The sequence below is a fragment of the Pseudomonas sp. AG1028 genome, from assembly GCF_007993955.1.
Classification (GTDB): domain Bacteria; phylum Pseudomonadota; class Gammaproteobacteria; order Pseudomonadales; family Pseudomonadaceae; genus Aquipseudomonas; species Aquipseudomonas straminea.
In genome coordinates this window covers 1-15,908 of sequence record NZ_VIVP01000003.1, presented here as the reverse complement: position 1 = coordinate 15,908, position 15,908 = coordinate 1, and the positions used below count along the sequence as shown (strand labels likewise).

The 15,908-nt window shown below is 63.9% G+C and carries 20 protein-coding genes; 8 read left to right on the top strand and 12 right to left on the bottom strand.

Features of this window, described 5'->3' with window-relative positions:
• The first annotated feature begins 38 nt into the window (after positions 1–38).
• The gene (locus tag FB481_RS23160) at positions 39–197 is read left to right on the top strand and encodes a hypothetical protein (protein ID WP_167363083.1); all 159 of its coding nucleotides are present in this window, start codon (positions 39–41) and stop codon (positions 195–197) included.
• Positions 194–808 (top strand): hypothetical protein, encoded by a 615-nt coding sequence (locus tag FB481_RS05325; protein WP_147175324.1) that lies wholly within the window; start codon positions 194–196, stop codon positions 806–808. The genes FB481_RS23160 and FB481_RS05325 overlap by 4 nt, the downstream gene beginning before the upstream one ends.
• Here FB481_RS05325 and FB481_RS05320 read toward each other — a convergent pair.
• Positions 796–1,857, bottom strand: coding sequence for an ankyrin repeat domain-containing protein (locus FB481_RS05320; protein ID WP_147175322.1), 1,062 nt, complete (start codon positions 1,855–1,857; stop codon positions 796–798). The two genes, FB481_RS05325 and FB481_RS05320, sit on opposite strands and share 13 nt — an antisense overlap.
• Positions 1,858–1,951: 94 nt before the next feature.
• Here FB481_RS05320 and FB481_RS05315 point away from each other — a divergent pair, with 94 nt between their 5' ends.
• The 4 genes from FB481_RS05315 to FB481_RS05300 all read left to right on the top strand — a co-directional run bounded on the left by FB481_RS05315 (position 1,952) and on the right by FB481_RS05300 (position 4,803).
• Positions 1,952–2,491 (top strand): CbrC family protein, encoded by a 540-nt coding sequence (locus FB481_RS05315; protein WP_147175320.1) that lies wholly within the window; start codon positions 1,952–1,954, stop codon positions 2,489–2,491.
• A 30-nt stretch (positions 2,492–2,521) separates the two neighbouring features.
• Positions 2,522–3,070 (top strand): hypothetical protein, encoded by a 549-nt coding sequence (locus tag FB481_RS05310; RefSeq protein WP_147175318.1) that lies wholly within the window; start codon positions 2,522–2,524, stop codon positions 3,068–3,070.
• Positions 3,071–3,129: 59 nt separating this feature from the next.
• Positions 3,130–4,092: a hypothetical protein gene (locus FB481_RS05305; RefSeq protein WP_147175316.1), complete on the top strand. Its 963-nt coding sequence runs from the start codon at positions 3,130–3,132 to the stop codon at positions 4,090–4,092.
• A gap of 63 nt (positions 4,093–4,155) precedes the next feature.
• Positions 4,156–4,803, top strand: a complete 648-nt coding sequence (locus tag FB481_RS05300; RefSeq protein WP_147175314.1) for an HAD family hydrolase — start codon at positions 4,156–4,158, stop codon at positions 4,801–4,803.
• Between the two features lie 20 nt (positions 4,804–4,823).
• Here the strand turns inward: FB481_RS05300 and FB481_RS05295 are convergent, their stop codons facing one another.
• Both FB481_RS05295 and FB481_RS05290 read right to left on the bottom strand, forming a co-directional pair.
• Positions 4,824–5,078, bottom strand: coding sequence for a DUF1161 domain-containing protein (locus FB481_RS05295; RefSeq protein WP_147175312.1), 255 nt, complete (start codon positions 5,076–5,078; stop codon positions 4,824–4,826).
• Between the two features lie 33 nt (positions 5,079–5,111).
• Entirely contained in the window at positions 5,112–6,188 is a 1,077-nt protein-coding gene (locus tag FB481_RS05290) for an aminopeptidase (RefSeq protein WP_178109848.1), read from the bottom strand.
• A 104-nt stretch (positions 6,189–6,292) separates the two neighbouring features.
• Between FB481_RS05290 and FB481_RS05285 the strand changes: the two genes are divergently transcribed.
• A complete protein-coding gene (locus FB481_RS05285; RefSeq protein WP_147175308.1) occupies positions 6,293–6,712 on the top strand; it encodes a hypothetical protein in 420 nt (139 codons plus the stop codon).
• A 51-nt stretch (positions 6,713–6,763) separates the two neighbouring features.
• Here FB481_RS05285 and FB481_RS05280 read toward each other — a convergent pair whose 3' ends face one another.
• From FB481_RS05280 to tauA, 8 genes are all read right to left on the bottom strand, one after another.
• Entirely contained in the window at positions 6,764–7,189 is a 426-nt protein-coding gene (locus FB481_RS05280) for an OsmC family protein (RefSeq protein WP_075928408.1), read from the bottom strand.
• An 85-nt stretch (positions 7,190–7,274) separates the two neighbouring features.
• Positions 7,275–8,270, bottom strand: a complete 996-nt coding sequence (locus tag FB481_RS05275) for an LLM class flavin-dependent oxidoreductase (RefSeq protein ID WP_147175306.1) — start codon at positions 8,268–8,270, stop codon at positions 7,275–7,277.
• A gap of 160 nt (positions 8,271–8,430) precedes the next feature.
• The gene (locus tag FB481_RS05270) at positions 8,431–8,655 is read right to left on the bottom strand and encodes a DUF1161 domain-containing protein (RefSeq protein ID WP_093500659.1); all 225 of its coding nucleotides are present in this window, start codon (positions 8,653–8,655) and stop codon (positions 8,431–8,433) included.
• 108 nt (positions 8,656–8,763) lie between these two features.
• The gene (locus FB481_RS05265; protein ID WP_013789361.1) at positions 8,764–8,979 is read right to left on the bottom strand and encodes a dodecin; all 216 of its coding nucleotides are present in this window, start codon (positions 8,977–8,979) and stop codon (positions 8,764–8,766) included.
• Positions 8,980–9,197: 218 nt separating this feature from the next.
• Positions 9,198–10,052 carry a taurine dioxygenase gene (gene tauD / locus FB481_RS05260; RefSeq protein WP_147175304.1) on the bottom strand — a complete coding sequence of 285 codons (855 nt, stop codon included), beginning with the start codon at positions 10,050–10,052 and terminating at the stop codon, positions 9,198–9,200.
• A 4-nt stretch (positions 10,053–10,056) separates the two neighbouring features.
• Positions 10,057–10,872: a taurine ABC transporter permease TauC gene (tauC, locus tag FB481_RS05255; RefSeq protein WP_147175303.1), complete on the bottom strand. Its 816-nt coding sequence runs from the start codon at positions 10,870–10,872 to the stop codon at positions 10,057–10,059.
• Positions 10,862–11,650 carry a taurine ABC transporter ATP-binding protein gene (locus tag FB481_RS05250; protein WP_147175301.1) on the bottom strand — a complete coding sequence of 263 codons (789 nt, stop codon included), beginning with the start codon at positions 11,648–11,650 and terminating at the stop codon, positions 10,862–10,864. Before FB481_RS05250 ends, tauC begins: the two co-directional genes overlap by 11 nt.
• A 66-nt stretch (positions 11,651–11,716) precedes the next feature.
• A complete protein-coding gene (gene tauA / locus FB481_RS05245; RefSeq protein WP_372239544.1) occupies positions 11,717–12,700 on the bottom strand; it encodes a taurine ABC transporter substrate-binding protein in 984 nt (327 codons plus the stop codon).
• A gap of 283 nt (positions 12,701–12,983) precedes the next feature.
• Here tauA and FB481_RS05240 point away from each other — a divergent pair, with 283 nt between their 5' ends.
• Positions 12,984–14,360 (top strand): uracil-xanthine permease family protein, encoded by a 1,377-nt coding sequence (locus tag FB481_RS05240; RefSeq protein WP_147175297.1) that lies wholly within the window; start codon positions 12,984–12,986, stop codon positions 14,358–14,360.
• Positions 14,361–14,403: 43 nt separating this feature from the next.
• Here FB481_RS05240 and FB481_RS05235 read toward each other — a convergent pair whose 3' ends face one another.
• On the bottom strand, positions 14,404–15,717 hold the full coding sequence (locus FB481_RS05235; RefSeq protein WP_147175295.1) for an FAD-binding oxidoreductase: 1,314 nt from the start codon (positions 15,715–15,717) through the stop codon (positions 14,404–14,406).
• Between the last annotated feature and the right edge of the window lie 191 nt (positions 15,718–15,908).

Sequence of the window (15,908 nt, the reverse complement as noted above, 5' to 3'; positions counted from 1 at the left end):
GCCAACCTTTTCGCCACCTCGAAGACCTTGTCATGCCCATGAACAATCCTCACCGTGCCCGCACGGCGCGCCATACCGATGCAGCATCCGCACACCAACTGCGCCTTGAAAGTATCTACCTGCCGCAGGTCGAGTTGGCGCCCTGGGCCGAGTTAAAAGTCGATGCCTGGGTACAGCTGATCGAGAGCAAGCCGTGACCGGGCTCTACGAATGGAACCCGATGCCTTATCAACTGGCGGTACGCTGCCCCCGGTGCAGCCGCGAAGCCTCGTTCGAATTCGCCGAAGCACGGGTGATACGACGCAAGCTGGAGGTGCCGCTATTTAAGGCTCATTCGGCCTTCGAGTACCAGTTACGCCCCAGCCGCGATGGTCATTTCCAGCACATGGCCGTGTACTTCCAAGGGTTGCACGGTGACCCGCGGCAGGCGCTACATGATCTACCCGAGGGCTACCAGGCAGCGGACTGGTGCCATTCGCGCTACCTGCGCCAACAGTACGGCCATACGCTCGGTGCCCTGATCTGTGCCCCCTGCGGCCTGCGCAGTCGCCACCAGCTGGCCTGGCCAGGCGAGGCGTATTACGCCGTGGACTACAAGCACCATCTGCTCTGGGCCTACCACCGCGAGTCGGCTCTGGAGTTGCGCGACTATCTGCTGTCCAGCGACCGCAAGCTGCGTGACTACCGCTGGGCCGCCATGCTGCTGCACGTGCCTGGCGTGTTCAAAACCCGCAAGGCGCGCGCTCCTCTGACGCAACGCTTGAGCCGGCTACTCGCCGGTCAGTCCAGGACCGCTCAGCGGCGGTAAGCCGGTAGAGGCAACGACAAAGGCTGCGGGTTGGCGATTACCCATTGCACTGCCAGCGCACTGAGCCGGTCTGTACGTGCAACGTCATCGTCACCGCCGCACAGCGCGGCCGCCAGCGCCTGGGCTTCGGCCAGCTCGCCAGGCGGCAGCGGCACGGCATTACCCAGATGACGGACCAGCGCCGTCAACATGGCCTTGAAGTCGGCATCCCAGTTGGCCGCACCGTTGTGATGTATTTCTCGGGAAATACGCCCGCTGAGGCGAATCACCTCACCCTGCACGGTGGCGGCCGGGCCGTTAGATGGCACCAGCAGTTGCCAGAGTTGCTGGTGCTGGTTGTGCCAGGGGCCGTCCGCGACACTGATGGCAGCCTTGCCATCGTGAAGCTGGCGCGAGGCGACAGGCGTGACGCCGAACAGGCCATACAGACAGGCCAGTCCTGCATCCGTCGCCTCGAGATAGTCCGGGTTGAAGCCTGCGCGGTGAAATTCGAATTCACGGCCAATACGCTGCACCTCGGCCAGCATGGCATCGTCTGCCGGCACGCCTGCATCCAGCAGGATCTGGGCAATCTTCGCGGTTGCCTCGATGTCGGCGTTGCTGGTGGTGGCCAGCGCGATCTGCAGTACGCCATGCCCCTGACGATTCCTGGCATCGATGTCAGCGCCACGACGAATCAACGCAGCGAGCGCTTGCACCTTGTGACTTTTGGCTGCTGCATGCAGTGGCGTATCACCCTGGTAGTCCTGCGCCTCTATATCGGCACCCAGATCCAGCAACAGATCAACGCCGCCCTTCCAGCTGGAGCTGCGATGGTGCAACGCCGTACGCTGATAGGTGTCGCGGGCATCAATGCCCGCGCCCTGTTCAACCAGCCAGCGCACCAGCTCATCAGGGCAGTTGTAGAAGCCCAGTGCCGTGCTCTTGCTGTAGCCGCCGGTAGCCTCGAGTTCGCACTGGTCGAACACGGCAATCAGCTCCTCGAGTGAGGCCTGCTCAAGCAGTTGGCCGAAATCCTTGGGCAAGGTCTTGCGCTTACGCTTGGCCATCAAATCCAATACTCCAGAAATACCGGTACAGTGCTTACCTTCATGGCTTTCGCCGAAGCCTGTCAACGATCCAATACCCAGCGGGAAATGACCAGTGACACAGGATCTACCCACCTTCCGCCTGCATCCCAATGTTTATCAGCTGGACCTGTTCGAGCGAGAAGCCGGCACCTGCGCGTGCTGCGGCGAGCAGCGCGACTGGAAGTACCAAGGTCCGTTCTACGCCATACAAAAACCCGACTACCTCTGCCCTTGGTGCATCGCCGATGGCAGCGCCGCCAGGTATTACGAAGGGCAATTCAACGACGAGTTGTGCATCGAAGGCTGGGAACCGGACCCATCGGCCTCGGCTAACGCCCCGGGTGAAGAATTGATCGCCGAGGTGTGTGACCGCACGCCGGGTTACCTGGCCTGGCAGCAGGCCGAATGGCTGGTGCATTGCGGGCAGCTGTGCCAGTTCATCGGGTATGTCGGTGCTGCCGAGATAGAACAGCTTCGCCCGCAACTGACAGGTGATCTGCAGGATCTTTCTCCTGCCTATGTGCAGGCGCTGAGCGCGGATGACAGCCCGACCGGCTACCTGTTTCGCTGCGTGCAGTGCGGCACCCACCGGCTGCATACCGACGGCACCTGAACCACTCTGCCCTGCGCTAGAATCGCCCCCATGAAAAAACCACGCTCCAACTTCCTGACCGTTCTCTACATCTTCGCCATCGCCACCGCCGCGATCGGCGGGTTCTGCCTGATTGGCCTGGCCTTCTACCTGTTCTTCACGGGGGCGATCTTTATCGATGGCGTAGCCAGCGTGTCGGTATTGCTGATATTCGCCACCATTGCCTGGAAGGGTCGCGTCACCTGGGCGAAGCCGGTGGCGGCGGCGTTACTGATAGCCATCACCGCCTATGTCGCCATGCTCCTCGATGCCCGTGGCAACCCGGTCTACAACAAGCCGCTGGAGTGGCTGTTCGCCCCGGCAGGCGCGCATTTGCAGACCCGGGAGATCGTCTCCCACGGCGGCGCCAGTACCGGGGTGAATTACGACTTCCACTTCGTCGATGCCAGCGGCCAGCGGGTGGGTGAGCTGAGCAGCTGGATAGTGGTGCCCTTTCGGTTCTTCGAGTATCTGCTGATTCTGTCGGCCTTCATGTGGCCGCTCACCTGGCTGCGCGATCGGTTCGGCCGCTCGCAATGGCTGCCGCCACCGCCGCGATAAGGCACCGCCTGAATTGCCATACCGTCAACCGTAGCTCTCCAGTCTAATCAGGAACCTTCATGGTCAATCCCTACGCGATTAATCCGGCCGAGCCAGGCGCTTCCCATGAAGCTCGCCAAGGGTCGCAACTGCCCATGCGCCTGCTGTTCACGGCGCTCGCGTGCTGCACGGCCAGCATCGTCATTCGCTGGGTCATCATGTGGCTGACCTTGGAGCCGGAGTATTTCCAGGCCTACCTGAACAACCTGTGGCAGCTGGGCGGTTATTGGCTCAGCGCTCTGGCCGTCGACGGCTGCAGTGCGCTGCTGCTCGCCCGCTATTACCTGCAGCGCCACAGCCTGGTGGATGTCAGCCGCCCGGCTTTGCTTGTCGCGCTGTTCGTGGGCCTGTATCTGATTGCCATTTTCGTGGTCGGTCTGCTCTACAACCTACTGTGGGCTCAGCTGGCGCCTTCACTGTATGAAAACGCCAGCGGCCTTTCGCCCACGCTGCTGATGCTGCCGCTGAACCTGGTTTCGTTCATGCTGGCGACGCTGCTGCCGCTGTGGCTGAGCCTTTATCTGATGCGCCGCGCGGGCCAGTTCCAGAGCGGCCTTACCCAGGTGAGCCGCGGTGAAGCCGCCTTGGCCTTCGGCCTGCTGTTCATCGTGTTCTACACCAAGCTGCTGACGCTACTGCCCACCCACATGATCAGCCCTTACGGCATGGAGTGGCTGCTGGGGCTTAGCAACGTGGTCGGCCTGGTGTATGGGCTGGTGGCGATGATTGCTGCCTACCGCTCGCTGCCGGCGCAATTGGCAAGGCTGGCCGTTGGCCGTCTGCTGGCGAGCGTACTGCTGTGCATGGCGATCTGGCTGCTGGTGGCCGCCGTGCTGGCGTTCGTCTTGCTGGTAGCGCTGTATGCCGGCTCGGAGTTTCTGGTGCTGGTGTTGATGGTGCTGTTCGGCGTTCTGTTGCTGGCGATGCTCTGGCCGCTGACCCACCTGAGCCTACGCTGGGTCTACCGTCCACTCGCTGCCTGATTTGCCCCTGCGCCTTGCGGTGCGGGACAATCCGCACCGATTCAGGCCAGCGGATACCCCGACATGCAGCAGCGCACCGTTCTCTTCGACCTTGACGGCACCCTCACCGACCCGCGTGAGGGCATCACCCGCTCGGTGCAATATGCGCTGTCGAAACTGGATATCCACGAGCCCGACCTGGTGGCACTGGAGCACTTCATCGGCCCACCGCTACTGCAGTGCTTCATGCACACCTACAGCCTCAGCGAAGCCCACGCCTGGGAGGCGGTGAACCACTACCGCGATCGTTTCCGTGAGGTAGGCCTGTATGAAAACCAGCTGTTCGACGGCGTGATCGAGCTGTTGCAGCTGCTGCAGGCGCAGGGCCGCACCCTGTACATCGCCACCAGCAAGCCCACCGTATTCGCCAGCGAGATCGCCCGTCACTTCGACTTCGCCCGTTACTTCAAGGCCATCTACGGCAGCGAACTGGACGGCACGCGCACCAACAAGGTGGAGCTGATCGCCCACCTGCTCGAACAGGAAGGTCTGGATGCGGCGGATACGCTGATGATCGGCGATCGCAAGCATGACCTGATCGGCGCCCACAGCAACGGTTTGCAGGCGGTGGCGGTGGGTTACGGGTTCGGCAGCCTGGAAGAGCTCGCTGGCGAGCGCCCGGCTTACCATGTGCAGACACTGGCTCAGCTGCACCAGGCGTTCGTCGGCTAAAACGATAGCGGGCCAGGCCGCTACATCATCCGCGAGCCGGTCAGGTCGTTGCGCTGGTAGATCACTTTGTTGCTGCCGCCGTCGCAGGTGCCGATCACCATGGCGTCATCCTCGACCTCTTCGTTGGGCACGATTTCCAGCGTATAGCTGGTGACGCCCGCGGCCTGGATTTTGACCTCGATTTCCTTCTTGAGCTCCTCGCACGATTTGGGCGACGCCCAGGCACTGCTGCTGAGCATGCCTAGCAAGAGCATCGCTACCATCCATCCTCTCATCACGACCTTCCTCTGCGTCTGGTTATTCGGACCCTACTCTCGGACAACGGACAACGCCTGCAGTTGTATCTGCCGTTGCGTTTGCGGCAAGGCGCCCAGTTCGGCGACGCGCCGGTAGAACGTCGGCCAGTCGCCATTCACCTCGGCGAACAGCCCGGCGAAGGCTGAAACCCACTGATCATAGAGGCCGAAAGGCAACAGCTTGGCGTTGTTCAGGGGCCCGTCGATCCAGCTGTCGTAGTAGCCGACGCCGTTCCACTGGCTGGCGCGGAGCTGTCGGTACTCGGCGCGCAGGCGCTCGAACTCGGCCTGCTTGCCGGCGCGCATCGCCTCGGCATCCAGGCCGCTGGCGTAGAGTTTTTCCAGGCGTGCATGGCTGGCCAGCACCCGCGAGGTGAACTGCTCGCGGGGCTGCACGCCGACCTCCTTGGGCGCCGGCAGCCCACGCGCCGTGCGCCATTGCCGAAAACCTTCCTGCTCGACGAAGGTGGCGTAGGACTCGTTGAACGCCGTGTCGCCGGCCAGGTAATACTGCTGGTGCGCCAGCTCATGGAAGATCACCGCCACCAGGCGCTCATCGCTCCAGCGCAGCATGGTGTTGAGGATCGGGTCATCGAACCAGCCTAGGGTCGAATAGGCCTCCACGCCGCCCAGATAAGTATCCAGCCCCTGGGCGTTGAGCAGAGCCGCCGCGCCACGGGCCCGACTCTGCTCGTAGAAGCCGCGGTAGGCCACGCAGCCGGCAATGGGAAAGCAGTGCAGCTGGGGCTGCAGCGAGAACTCGTCGGTGGCGAACAGGTTCCACACCACGAAGGGGCGGTGCAGATCGGCATACAGTCGGTAGCTGCGGTTATCCGGCAACGCCAGCTTCTCACTGGCGAAGCGCCGCGCCTGCTGGGACAGCTCCAAGCGCTCGCGCAACTTCGGCTCGGTGGCCGGATCCTCGATCAGCGCCTGCACCAGCTGACGCGCGCTCAGCAATTGCAGCTGCCCACGGGCCAGTTGCCCGTAATAATCGACCGTGCTGCAGCCGGCCAGCGCCGAGGCCAAAAGGGGAACCGCGGCGCGCCGCGACAGGTCGACTACAGAAGAAATGCACTGCTTGAACATGGCGGTCGTCATGCAAAGGGGATCGGCTCATCCTACCGCGAAGTCGCGGCCGCTTTGCGCGATACTGCCGTCATCCATGAATCGTCTCACCGGGAGACACTACCATGCGCCAGCCCCTCCTGCTTGCCAGCCTGCTGCTCCTCGGCGCCTGTGCGTCGCCGCTGCCGGCTGCCGATCCGAACATGGCATGGATCGATCTCAAGGGCGAAGGTATCGACCTGCTGATGGCCGAGCGCCTGGATCGCGAGCGCGTCAATGACGGCCGCTATTTCCAGGTAACCCCTGGCGCCCATGAACTGGAGATGCGCTATCGCTTCGAGATTGCTGGCGGCGGTGGCGTGTCGATGATCTCAGAGCCGCAGCAGCTGACCTGTGATGTGCGAATTCGCTATGACGACTTCAAGGCTGGTCAGCGCTATCGCGTCGAGGCCCGCTCGGCAGCGATGCGTGCTTATACCGTGCTCTACGATGCTGACCGCAACGCGTTGGCGCAGGGCAAGAATCTGCGCTGCGGCACTTTTTAATCTGAGGGGATAAAAGCGACTGAGCCGCGCAATGCGGCTCAGGGGGAACCATCAGGCTTCCAGCACGGCTTCCAGGGTGATCTCGGCGTTCAGCACCTTGGATACCGGGCAACCAGTCTTGGCGGTTTCCACTGCTTTCTCGAAGGCAGCGCGGTCAGCACCCGGGATCTTGGCTTTCAGCGACAGATGCACGGCGGTGATGGCGAAACCGCCGTCCTGCTTGTCCAGGGTCACTTCGGCCTTGGTGTCGATGCTCTCGGCAGTCATGCCCGCCTCGCCCAGTTCCTTGGACAGTGCCATCGAGAAACAGCCGGCATGGGCCGCGCCGATCAGCTCTTCAGGGTTGGTGCCTGGCTTGTCTTCGAAGCGGGTATTGAAGCCGTAAGGCTGTTCGGAAAGCACACCGCTCTGGGTAGAAATGGTGCCCTTGCCATCTTTGATGCCGCCCTGCCAGTGGGCCGATGCTGTCTTCTTCATCTTTACGCTCCTGTTGATAAGGGGTACAGAATTCAGAGGGACAGCGGCCGGGCAAGTTCGAGTTTTTTGCCGGGTGACCGGCTGCTCAGCGCAGGCCGGCGAGGATATCGAAGGCGTGCAGGCGGTCGGCGAAGTCGTAGTGGTCGCAGGTGAAGATCAGCTCGTCGGCCTCGGTCTGCTCCAGCAATACCTCCAGGCGCGCACGAATCTTCTGCGGCCCGCCGATCACCGCCATACCCAGGAAGCTGCCCACCGCATCGCGCTCATGGGGCAACCACAAACCTTCCATCGACTCCACCGGCGGGCGCTGCACCAGGCTCTGGCCGCGGATCAGCGAGAGGATGCGCTGATAGGCGGAGGTCGCCAGGTACTGCGCCTGCTCGTCGGTATCGGCGGCCAGCAGTGGCACGCCGAGCATCACATAGGGATTGTCGAGCACCTCGGACGGTTTGAAAGCGTTGCGGTAGACGCGGATCGCCTCATGTACGTAGCGCGGCGCGAAGTGCGAAGCGAAGGCATAGGGTAAGCCGCGCTCACCGGCCAGCTGGGCGCTGAACAGGCTGGAGCCGAGCAACCAGATCGGCACGTTGGTGCCACTGCCAGGCATGGCGATCACACGCTGATCCGAGGTGCGCGGGCCGAGATAGCGCTGCAGTTCGGTAACGTCCTGCGGGAAGTCGTCGGCGCTGCCGGAGCGCTCGCGGCGCAGCGCATGGGCGGTGAACTGGTCGGCGCCGGGTGCGCGGCCCAGGCCCAGCTCGATGCGTCCCGGATACAGGGTCGCCAGGGTGCCGAACTGCTCGGCGACCACCAGCGGCGCGTGGTTGGGCAGCATCACCCCGCCCGAGCCCAGGCGGATGCGCGAGGTGCCGGCGGCCAGGTAGCCGAGCAGCACGGCGGTGGCCGAACTGGCGATGCCATCCATGTTGTGGTGCTCGGCGACCCAGAAGCGGTTGAATTCCAGCGACTCGACGTGCCGGGCCAGCGCCAGCGAATTGTGCAGCGCCTGCTGGGCGCTGCCGGTGTCGCGAATCGGTGCCAGATCGAGAACGGAGAAAGGAAGTTTGGCGAGTGCGGACATGAAAAGATCCTTGCTGATGGATAACGCCGGGGCCTTATCCGAGTAAAACAGTAGGTCTTATCCTACGCCTCCCGTCCAGCTCAGGCCACCTCATGGCAAATTGCAGGCAATAAAAAGCCGGCACCGCAGAGGGCTGCGAGCCGGCTTCAGGCCATCGTCATCAGTTGCGCTGGTAGACGATTTCCTTGGTGTCACCACCGCAGGTACCCACGACCTGGCGGTCGGTCACGCTGCCTTTATCAACGATTTCCAGGGTGTAGGACGCAACGCCCTTGGCCTGGAGCTTCGCATCGATCTCGCCTTTCAGCGTTTCGCAGTCTTTGGCCGCCGCGAAGGTCGAGCCAGCGAATGCCATCAGGGCTGCTGCAAACAACACGTTCTTCATCACAAACGCTCCCTCGTACCAGTGAACAACGCCGGGCTGAAATTGGCCCGGCTCAATGAAAGCCGCTGATTGCCGGTCTGGCAAGTCGTGCGGCTGCGATGCCCGCGATCAGCTGTTGGCGATGCGGAAGCCAACCTTCAGGGTTACCTGATAGTGAGCCACTGCGCCGTCGGCGATGTGACCACGGGTTTCGGTGATTTCGAACCACTCCAGATGCCGAATGCTCTTGCTGGCCTCGGCCAGGGCATTGTTGATGGCATCTTCGATACTCGAAGTGGACGAGCCAACCAGCTCGACCTTCTTGTAGGTGTGATGATCCGACATATTCGCCTCCAGGGCTGTGAATTCAGGTGGGCTGATCGCCCTTAATCAATCAGTCACTGGAGGACGCTGCTAAGTTCAGGTTTTCGCTTGCGAGGGAGAGCGGTATTGAGCACGACGTCACTACGCCAGCATAAACAGGCGTGGCGGCACGGCATCATCGCTTACTGATGGGTCCTCGGGAGTGGCGCTTACGACGCGGCCAGGGATTGGCGGACGGCTCAGGCCGACGCGGCGCCCGAGCCGAACGGCCGATCGCCGAGAATCGTCGCGCGGTGCATGATGCGCCGCTGCGGGCGGTAGTCGTCGCAGGCGTAGTGCTGGGTCAGGCGGTTGTCCCAAAAGGCCAGGTCGCCCTGGCGCCATTGCCAGCGCACGGAAAATTCCGGTCGGGCGATCTGTTTGAAGAGCATCTGCAGCAGCGCGGTGCTTTCGCCCGGCTCCAGCTCGTTGATGCGCGTGGTGAACGCCTCGCTGACGAACAGGCCCTTGCGCCCGGTTTCCGGGTGCACGCGAATCACCGGATGGATCACCGGCGGATTGGCGGCGCGGGCGGCGTTCCATTTTTCCAGGGCGTCCGGGGTATTGCCGAAGCGCTCCAGCGGAAACGACAGGGCCAGGTCATGCACCGCGGTCAGGCCGTCGAGCAGCCCGCGGATCGGCGCGGAAAGCGCGTCGTATGCCGCCGAGCAGCTGGCCCACAGCGTGTCACCACCGTGGGGCGGCACGTGCCGGGCGCTGAGCAGCGAGCCCAGCGGCGGTGACTGGATGAACGACACGTCCGAATGCCACAGGGCGTTGTCGCGCAGGTCGTTGAGGTCGGTATCCAGCACCAGGATTTCCGGCTGCTCCGCGATCTTCGGGTAGATCGGGTGAATGTGCAGGTCGCCGAACAGCGCGGCAGCATTGCGCTGCTGCGCGGGCGTCAGCAACTGATCGCGAAAGAACAGCACCTGGTGTTCGAGCAAACCCTGATGCAGCGCCTGATGGTCGGCGGGTGTCAGCGGCTGCGCCAGATCGATACCGGTGACGCGGGCGCCCAGGGCCTGGCCGATCCGCTCGAATTGGATAGTCATGTGCTCAACTCCAGGACGCGAAACGTTTTTGCAGAGCCCGCAAACCGAGCTCGATAGCCAGGGCGATGCCGGCGATCAGCAGGATGCCGACCACCACCACGTCGGTAGCGAGGAACTGCGCAGCGGACTGCACCATGAAACCCAGGCCCTGATTGGCGGCGATCAGCTCGGCAGCCACCAGCGTCGACCAGCCCACCCCGAGGGCGATGCGCAGCCCGGTGAGGATGTCCGGCAACGCGCTGGGCAGAATCACGTGGCGCACCACCTGCAGACGGCTGGCCCCCAGGCAGCGCACCGCCTGGATACGCGCTTTGTCGACGCGGCGCACGCCGCCCACGGTGGCGATCAGCAGCGGCGCGAACAACGCCAGGTAGATGAGCAGCACCTTGGACAGCTCGCCGATACCGAACCAGATCACCATCAACGGCAGATAGGCCAACGGAGGAATCGGCCGGTAGAACTCCACCAGCGGGTCGAGCGCGGCGTTGAGGGTCGGGTTCAGGCCCATGGCGATGCCCAGCGGCACGGCGGTGATCACCGCCGCCAGCAAGGCCACCAGCACGCGCCACAGGCTGGTGCTCAGATGCTGCCACAGGGTGGCGTCCAGGTAGCCGTCGTGCAGCAAGCCCTTGAGCGCCACCAGCAGTTGCTCGGGCGCCGGCAGGAAGATGGTATCGATCCAGCCCAGGTGCGTGGCCAGCCACCACAGGCTCGCCAGCGCGGCCAGGGTGCCGAAGGCGGCCCCGCGGCGGCGGTCGAGGCCGATGACAAGGTGGCGACGGCGGACGTTCAGAGTGCTGCGTAGCGCTTCAGTAGGCATGGTCGGCAGGCTCCTGCAGGAAGATATCGAGCAACTCCTGGCGCAACTGCGCGAAAGCCGGATCGCCCTTGATCGAACGTACCGGCTCGCCGGCGGTGTAACGGCGCGCGAACGGCAACTGCCGGCGCAGCACCGCACGGGCGGGCGGGCCATCCAGCACGATCAGATCGGTGGCCAGGAACAGCGCCTCGTCGACGCTGTGGGTGATCAGGAACAGGCCCTTGCCGGTGCGCTTCCAGACGTCGAGCAGCAGCACCTGCATACGCTCGCGGGTCAGTGCATCGAGGGCGCCGAAGGGTTCGTCGAGCAACAGGAAATCCGGATCGACTGCCAGCGCGCGGGCCAGGCCGAGGCGCTGGCGCTGGCCGCCGGACAGCTCGCCGACCTGATGGTGGGCATGGCTGGCCAGGCCGACCAGCTCCAGCACCTGCCGCGCCCGCGCATGGCGCTCGGCCTTGTTCAGACCCCGCAGGCGCAGGCCCAGGGCGACGTTGTCGAGGGCATCCAGCCAGGGCATCAGCGCGTCGTCCTGGAACACCACGCCGCGCTCACCGCCCGGGCCTTGCAGGATTTTGCCGTCGATATGCACACGGCCGCTGTCCGCTGGCTGAAAACCGGCCAGCACGTTGAGCAGGCTCGACTTGCCGCAGCCCGACGGGCCGAGCACGACCACCGACTCACCCTTGTCGATCTGCAGGTCGAAGTTATCCAGGATCACCTGCGCAGCACCGCGGCGCTCGAAGCTCAAGCTGACCCGCTCGGCATTCAGTCGGCTCATGGTCGACTCCTCAATTAAAAAAGCCCCTCCGAAGAGGGGCAAACCTGTCGTGAAGGTGATTCGGGTTCACTGCGCCTTGGGCACGTACTCGGCGCTCACGTAGGGCGAGTAGTCCGGCAGGACGGCGGGAATGCGCTTCTGTTCCTTGAGGAACTCGGCAGTGCGCGCAGTGGCCTTGGCGGTACCACCGCCCAACAGCTCGGCGCTCACCTGCTGCTGCGCATCGGGATAGGTCGAGCCGGCCAGCAACTCGGGAACATCGGCAGCATTGGCGCCGATCAGCTTGGCGATCTTTTTGGCCTGCTCGGAGTCGGCGGTCCACTTGGTGGCGTTGGCCTGGTAGTCGGCAAAAGCGCCCAATGTCACGCCGGCGAACTCGGCAAGCACCTCGGGGTGCTTCTCGGCGAAATCCTTGCGAGCGACCCACACCTCGAAGGTGGGCGCGCCCCACTTGCCGACTTCGGCGGCATCGGTCAGCACCTTGCCGCTGCGCTTGATCTCGCCCAGGGCCGGCGACCAGACGAAAGCGCCATCGATATCACCGCGCTTCCAGGCCGCGTTGATCTCGGCGGGGTTGAGGTTGACGATCTTCACCTTGCTCGGGTCGATGTTCCAGTGCTTGAGGGCACCGAGCAGACTGTAGTGGGAGGTGGACACGAACGGCGTGGCGATGGTCTTGCCAACCAGCTGCTCGGGTGTGTCGATGCCGCTGCCGTTGCGTACCACCAGCGCCTCGGCGGCGTTGATCTGCGCCGCGACCAGGAAGGTCACCAGCGGCAATTTTCGCGAGGTGGCCGCAGCCAGCGGGCTGGAGCCGAGGTTGCCGATCTGCACGTCGCCGGACGCCAGGGCGGTCACCACTTCGGGGCCGGAATTGAAGCGTCGCCAGTCGAGCTTCTCGCCGATGGCTTTCTCGTAGGCACCGTCGGCCTGGGCGACCTTGGACGGGTCGACGCCGGTCTGGTAGCCAATCACGATATCGGCCGCCTGGGCCTGCAGGCTGGTGGCAGCCACGACGGCGAGCAGCAGGGTCTTTAAGGCATGTTTCATGAGCAACTCCTCGCAATGGGCACCGAGCCGTCCCGGCTGCCTGCGCCTCAGTGGCGCTGTTGCGAGAAATTTATGGTTATAAAAAATATCCTTCCAATAACATTTAATGATTAGCTTAGAGCCGCCTGTCACAGCCGCGAGCTAGAGCGGCAGCGCTAGCACAAGGCGACTCCGGTTACAGCAAAACGCGCCGATAGCCGGACCTCGATCACCCGGTCGACCGCTACTTGGGATTGCCCTTTGCAGGCAGTAGAATCCGCCGTTTTTCCAGGCGATCACGACTATGCAACCAGGTGACTCCCCGCGTAACGGCGAACTGATCTACGGCCTCGAAGACCGCCCGCGCCCGCTGGTGGCCATCCTCGCCGCCCTGCAGCATCTGCTGGCGATCATCGTGCCGATCGTCACGCCGGGCCTGCTGATCTGCCAGGCGCTGGGCGTGTCGGCCCGCGACACCAACCTGATCGTGTCCATGAGCCTGGTGATTTCCGGCATCGCCACCTACGTGCAATGCCGCCGCTTCGGGCCGCTGGGCGCGGGCCTGCTGGTGGTACAGGGCACCAGCTTCAACTTCGTCGGCCCGCTGATCGCCGGCGGCGCGCTGATGGTCAAGCAGGGCACGCCGGTGGAAGGCGTGATGGCGGCGATCTTCGGCGTGGTGATCGCCGGCTCGTTCGTGGAGATCGGCATCTCGCGCATTCTGCCGTTCGTGAAGAAGCTGATCACCCCGCTGGTGACCGGCATCGTGGTGCTGATGATCGGCCTGACGCTGATCAAGGTCGGTCTGATCAGCATGGGTGGCGGCTACGGCGCGATGGCGGGTGGCACCTTCGCCAACGGCGAGAACCTGCTGCTGTCCGGCGTGGTGCTGGCGGTGATCGTGGTGCTCAACCGCATCCCGGTGGTGTGGATGCGTAGCTGCGCCATCGTCATCGCCCTGCTGGTCGGCTATGCGCTGGCCGGCTACCTGGGCCGCCTGGACTTCACCGGCATGCACCAGGCCGAACTGTTCCAGGTACCGACGCCGCTGCACTTCGGCCTGGGCTTCTCGTGGAGCCTGTTCATCCCGATGCTGGTGATCTACCTGGTGACGTCCCTGGAAGCCATCGGCGATGTGACTGCCACCAGCAAGGTGTCGCGCCAGCCGGTGGAAGGCCCGCTGTGGATGCAACGCATCAAGGGCGGCGTGCTGGTCAACGGCGTCAATTCGCTGCTGGCCGGCGTGTTCAATACCTTTCCCAGCTCGATCTTCGCCCAGAACAACGGGGTGATTCAGCTGACCGGCATCGCCAGCCGCCACATCGGTGTGTGGATCGCCCTGGTGCTGGTGATTCTCGGCCTGTTCCCGGCCGTAGCCGGCGTGATCCAGGCCGTGCCCGAGCCGGTGCTCGGCGGCGCGGCAATGGTCATGTTCGGCGCCGTGGCGGCGTCGGGCATCAACATCCTCGCCGGCATCGAGCTGGACCGCCGCGCGCTGCTGATCATCGCCGTGTCCCTGGCCCTCGGCCTCGGCGTTTCCCAGGTACCGGAGTTCCTCGCCCATATGCCGGCGGCCCTGCGCAACGTGCTGGAATCCGGCGTGGCCACCGGCGGCATCTGTGCGCTGGTGCTCAACTGGTTCTTGCCGGAGAGTGCGGCCAAGGCCGAACGCGACGACTAAGAATCAGTGTTGCCAGGGTGACGATCACCCTGGCGAACTGCCGTCAGCGCAGCTTCTCCAGCATCTGGTAGTACCACATGCCCGCCGCCAGCATCGGGTTGCCGAGCTGGTCGCCCAGGGGCACCTTGATGTGCTTGCAGGCGGCGAAGGTGTCGAACTGCTCCAGGTCACCGGTGATGGCCTTGGCCATGATCTCGCCCATGATGTGACTGGTCGCCACGCCGTGGCCGGAATAGCCCTGGCAGTACCAGACGTTGCCGGACAGCTTGCCCAGCTGCGGGATGCGGTTCATCACGATGCCCATGGCGCAACTCCACTGGAAGTCGATCGGCACGCCCTTGAGCTGTGGGAAAGTGCGCTCGATGCACGGCCGCAGCTCGCCGGCGATATCCCGTGAATCACGCCCCGAGTAATTGGCGCCGCCGCCGAACAGCAGGCGGCCATCGCCGGTCAGGCGGTAGTAGTCGAGCACGAAGCGGCAGTCATACACCGCCAGGTCCTGCGGGTTGATCTCGCGGGCCAGCTCGCCCAGCGGCGCGGTGGTGACGATACCGCCCATGGCCGGAAAAATCAGGCCCTTGAGCTGGCGGCGCTCCAGCTTGTGGTAGACATCGCCGGCCAGCAGCACCTGCTTGGCCTCGATGCGCCCGCCCGTGGTAACCACCGCCGGACGCGGACCGTGGACGATCTCCAGCACCTCGGAATGTTCGAAGATCAGCGCGCCCAGGCTTTCGGCAGCCCTGGCCTCGCCGAGGCACAGGTTGAGCGGGTGCAGGTGCATGTTACGGGTGTTCTTCAGCGCGCCGCAGTACAGGTCGCTGCCCAGTTGCGCCCGCACGCCAGCGGCGTCGAGCAGGCTGACATCGCCCGCCATACCGCGGCGTAGCGCTTCGTCATGGGTGGCCTTGAGCTCGTCCAGATGGCTGGCTTTCATCGCGGTATGCAGATGGCCGTATTTGAGGTCGCAGGCGATGCCGTACCTGGCCACTCGACGCTCGATGATCGCGTGGCCGCGCCAGCGCAGCTGCCAGATGAAATCGTCCACGGCCTCGCCCAGGGTATTGCGCATCTGCTTGCGCATGGCTTCGTCGCCGGAGAGGCTGCCGGTGACCTGGCCGCCGTTGCGCCCGCTGGCGCCCCAGCCGACCTTGTGGGTTTCCACCACGGCCACCTTGAGGCCGCGCTCGGCCAGCTCCACTGCCGTGGCGATGCCGGTGAAACCGCCGCCGATGATGGCCACGTCAACGGTCACGCTGCCTTGCAGGGTCGGGTAGTCGCTCTCGAAATTGAGCGAGGCCGAGTAATAGGACGGCGCGCGCTCGGCGGCGGGTTTGACGGGTTGTTTTATCGCGTTCATTGCATGTCCTTGGGGTGCGTTTGCACCGATGAAATCGGTCATCGCGGCTAGACCACTCCCACAGAGCACTTGCGTAGGAGATTCTATGGTTTAGGGCAATGCCTTTATGTCCTTCTGCTGATGTACTCGCCTTGAGTTTTCATCAAGGCGAATGCGACTCTGGCGAGCTTTCTAGCCAGGATGACCAAGAC

Excerpts from the sequence above, each read along its gene's own strand:
- FB481_RS23160 (WP_167363083.1), top strand. The coding sequence starts at position 39 with ATGAACAATCCTCACCGTGCCCGCACGGCGCGCCATACCGATGCAGCA.
- FB481_RS05320 (WP_147175322.1), bottom strand. The coding sequence starts at position 1,857 with ATGGCCAAGCGTAAGCGCAAGACCTTGCCCAAGGATTTCGGCCAACTG.
- FB481_RS05310 (WP_147175318.1), top strand. The coding sequence starts at position 2,522 with ATGAAAAAACCACGCTCCAACTTCCTGACCGTTCTCTACATCTTCGCC.
- FB481_RS05305 (WP_147175316.1), top strand. The coding sequence starts at position 3,130 with ATGGTCAATCCCTACGCGATTAATCCGGCCGAGCCAGGCGCTTCCCAT.
- FB481_RS05300 (WP_147175314.1), top strand. The coding sequence starts at position 4,156 with ATGCAGCAGCGCACCGTTCTCTTCGACCTTGACGGCACCCTCACCGAC.
- FB481_RS05295 (WP_147175312.1), bottom strand. The coding sequence starts at position 5,078 with ATGAGAGGATGGATGGTAGCGATGCTCTTGCTAGGCATGCTCAGCAGC.
- FB481_RS05290 (WP_178109848.1), bottom strand. The coding sequence starts at position 6,188 with ATGTTCAAGCAGTGCATTTCTTCTGTAGTCGACCTGTCGCGGCGCGCC.
- FB481_RS05285 (WP_147175308.1), top strand. The coding sequence starts at position 6,293 with ATGCGCCAGCCCCTCCTGCTTGCCAGCCTGCTGCTCCTCGGCGCCTGT.
- FB481_RS05280 (WP_075928408.1), bottom strand. The coding sequence starts at position 7,189 with ATGAAGAAGACAGCATCGGCCCACTGGCAGGGCGGCATCAAAGATGGC.
- FB481_RS05275 (WP_147175306.1), bottom strand. The coding sequence starts at position 8,270 with ATGTCCGCACTCGCCAAACTTCCTTTCTCCGTTCTCGATCTGGCACCG.
- FB481_RS05270 (WP_093500659.1), bottom strand. The coding sequence starts at position 8,655 with ATGAAGAACGTGTTGTTTGCAGCAGCCCTGATGGCATTCGCTGGCTCG.
- FB481_RS05265 (WP_013789361.1), bottom strand. The coding sequence starts at position 8,979 with ATGTCGGATCATCACACCTACAAGAAGGTCGAGCTGGTTGGCTCGTCC.
- tauD (WP_147175304.1), bottom strand. The coding sequence starts at position 10,052 with ATGACTATCCAATTCGAGCGGATCGGCCAGGCCCTGGGCGCCCGCGTC.
- tauC (WP_147175303.1), bottom strand. The coding sequence starts at position 10,872 with ATGCCTACTGAAGCGCTACGCAGCACTCTGAACGTCCGCCGTCGCCAC.
- FB481_RS05250 (WP_147175301.1), bottom strand. The coding sequence starts at position 11,650 with ATGAGCCGACTGAATGCCGAGCGGGTCAGCTTGAGCTTCGAGCGCCGC.
- tauA (WP_372239544.1), bottom strand. The coding sequence starts at position 12,700 with ATGAAACATGCCTTAAAGACCCTGCTGCTCGCCGTCGTGGCTGCCACC.
- FB481_RS05240 (WP_147175297.1), top strand. The coding sequence starts at position 12,984 with ATGCAACCAGGTGACTCCCCGCGTAACGGCGAACTGATCTACGGCCTC.
- FB481_RS05235 (WP_147175295.1), bottom strand. The coding sequence starts at position 15,717 with ATGAACGCGATAAAACAACCCGTCAAACCCGCCGCCGAGCGCGCGCCG.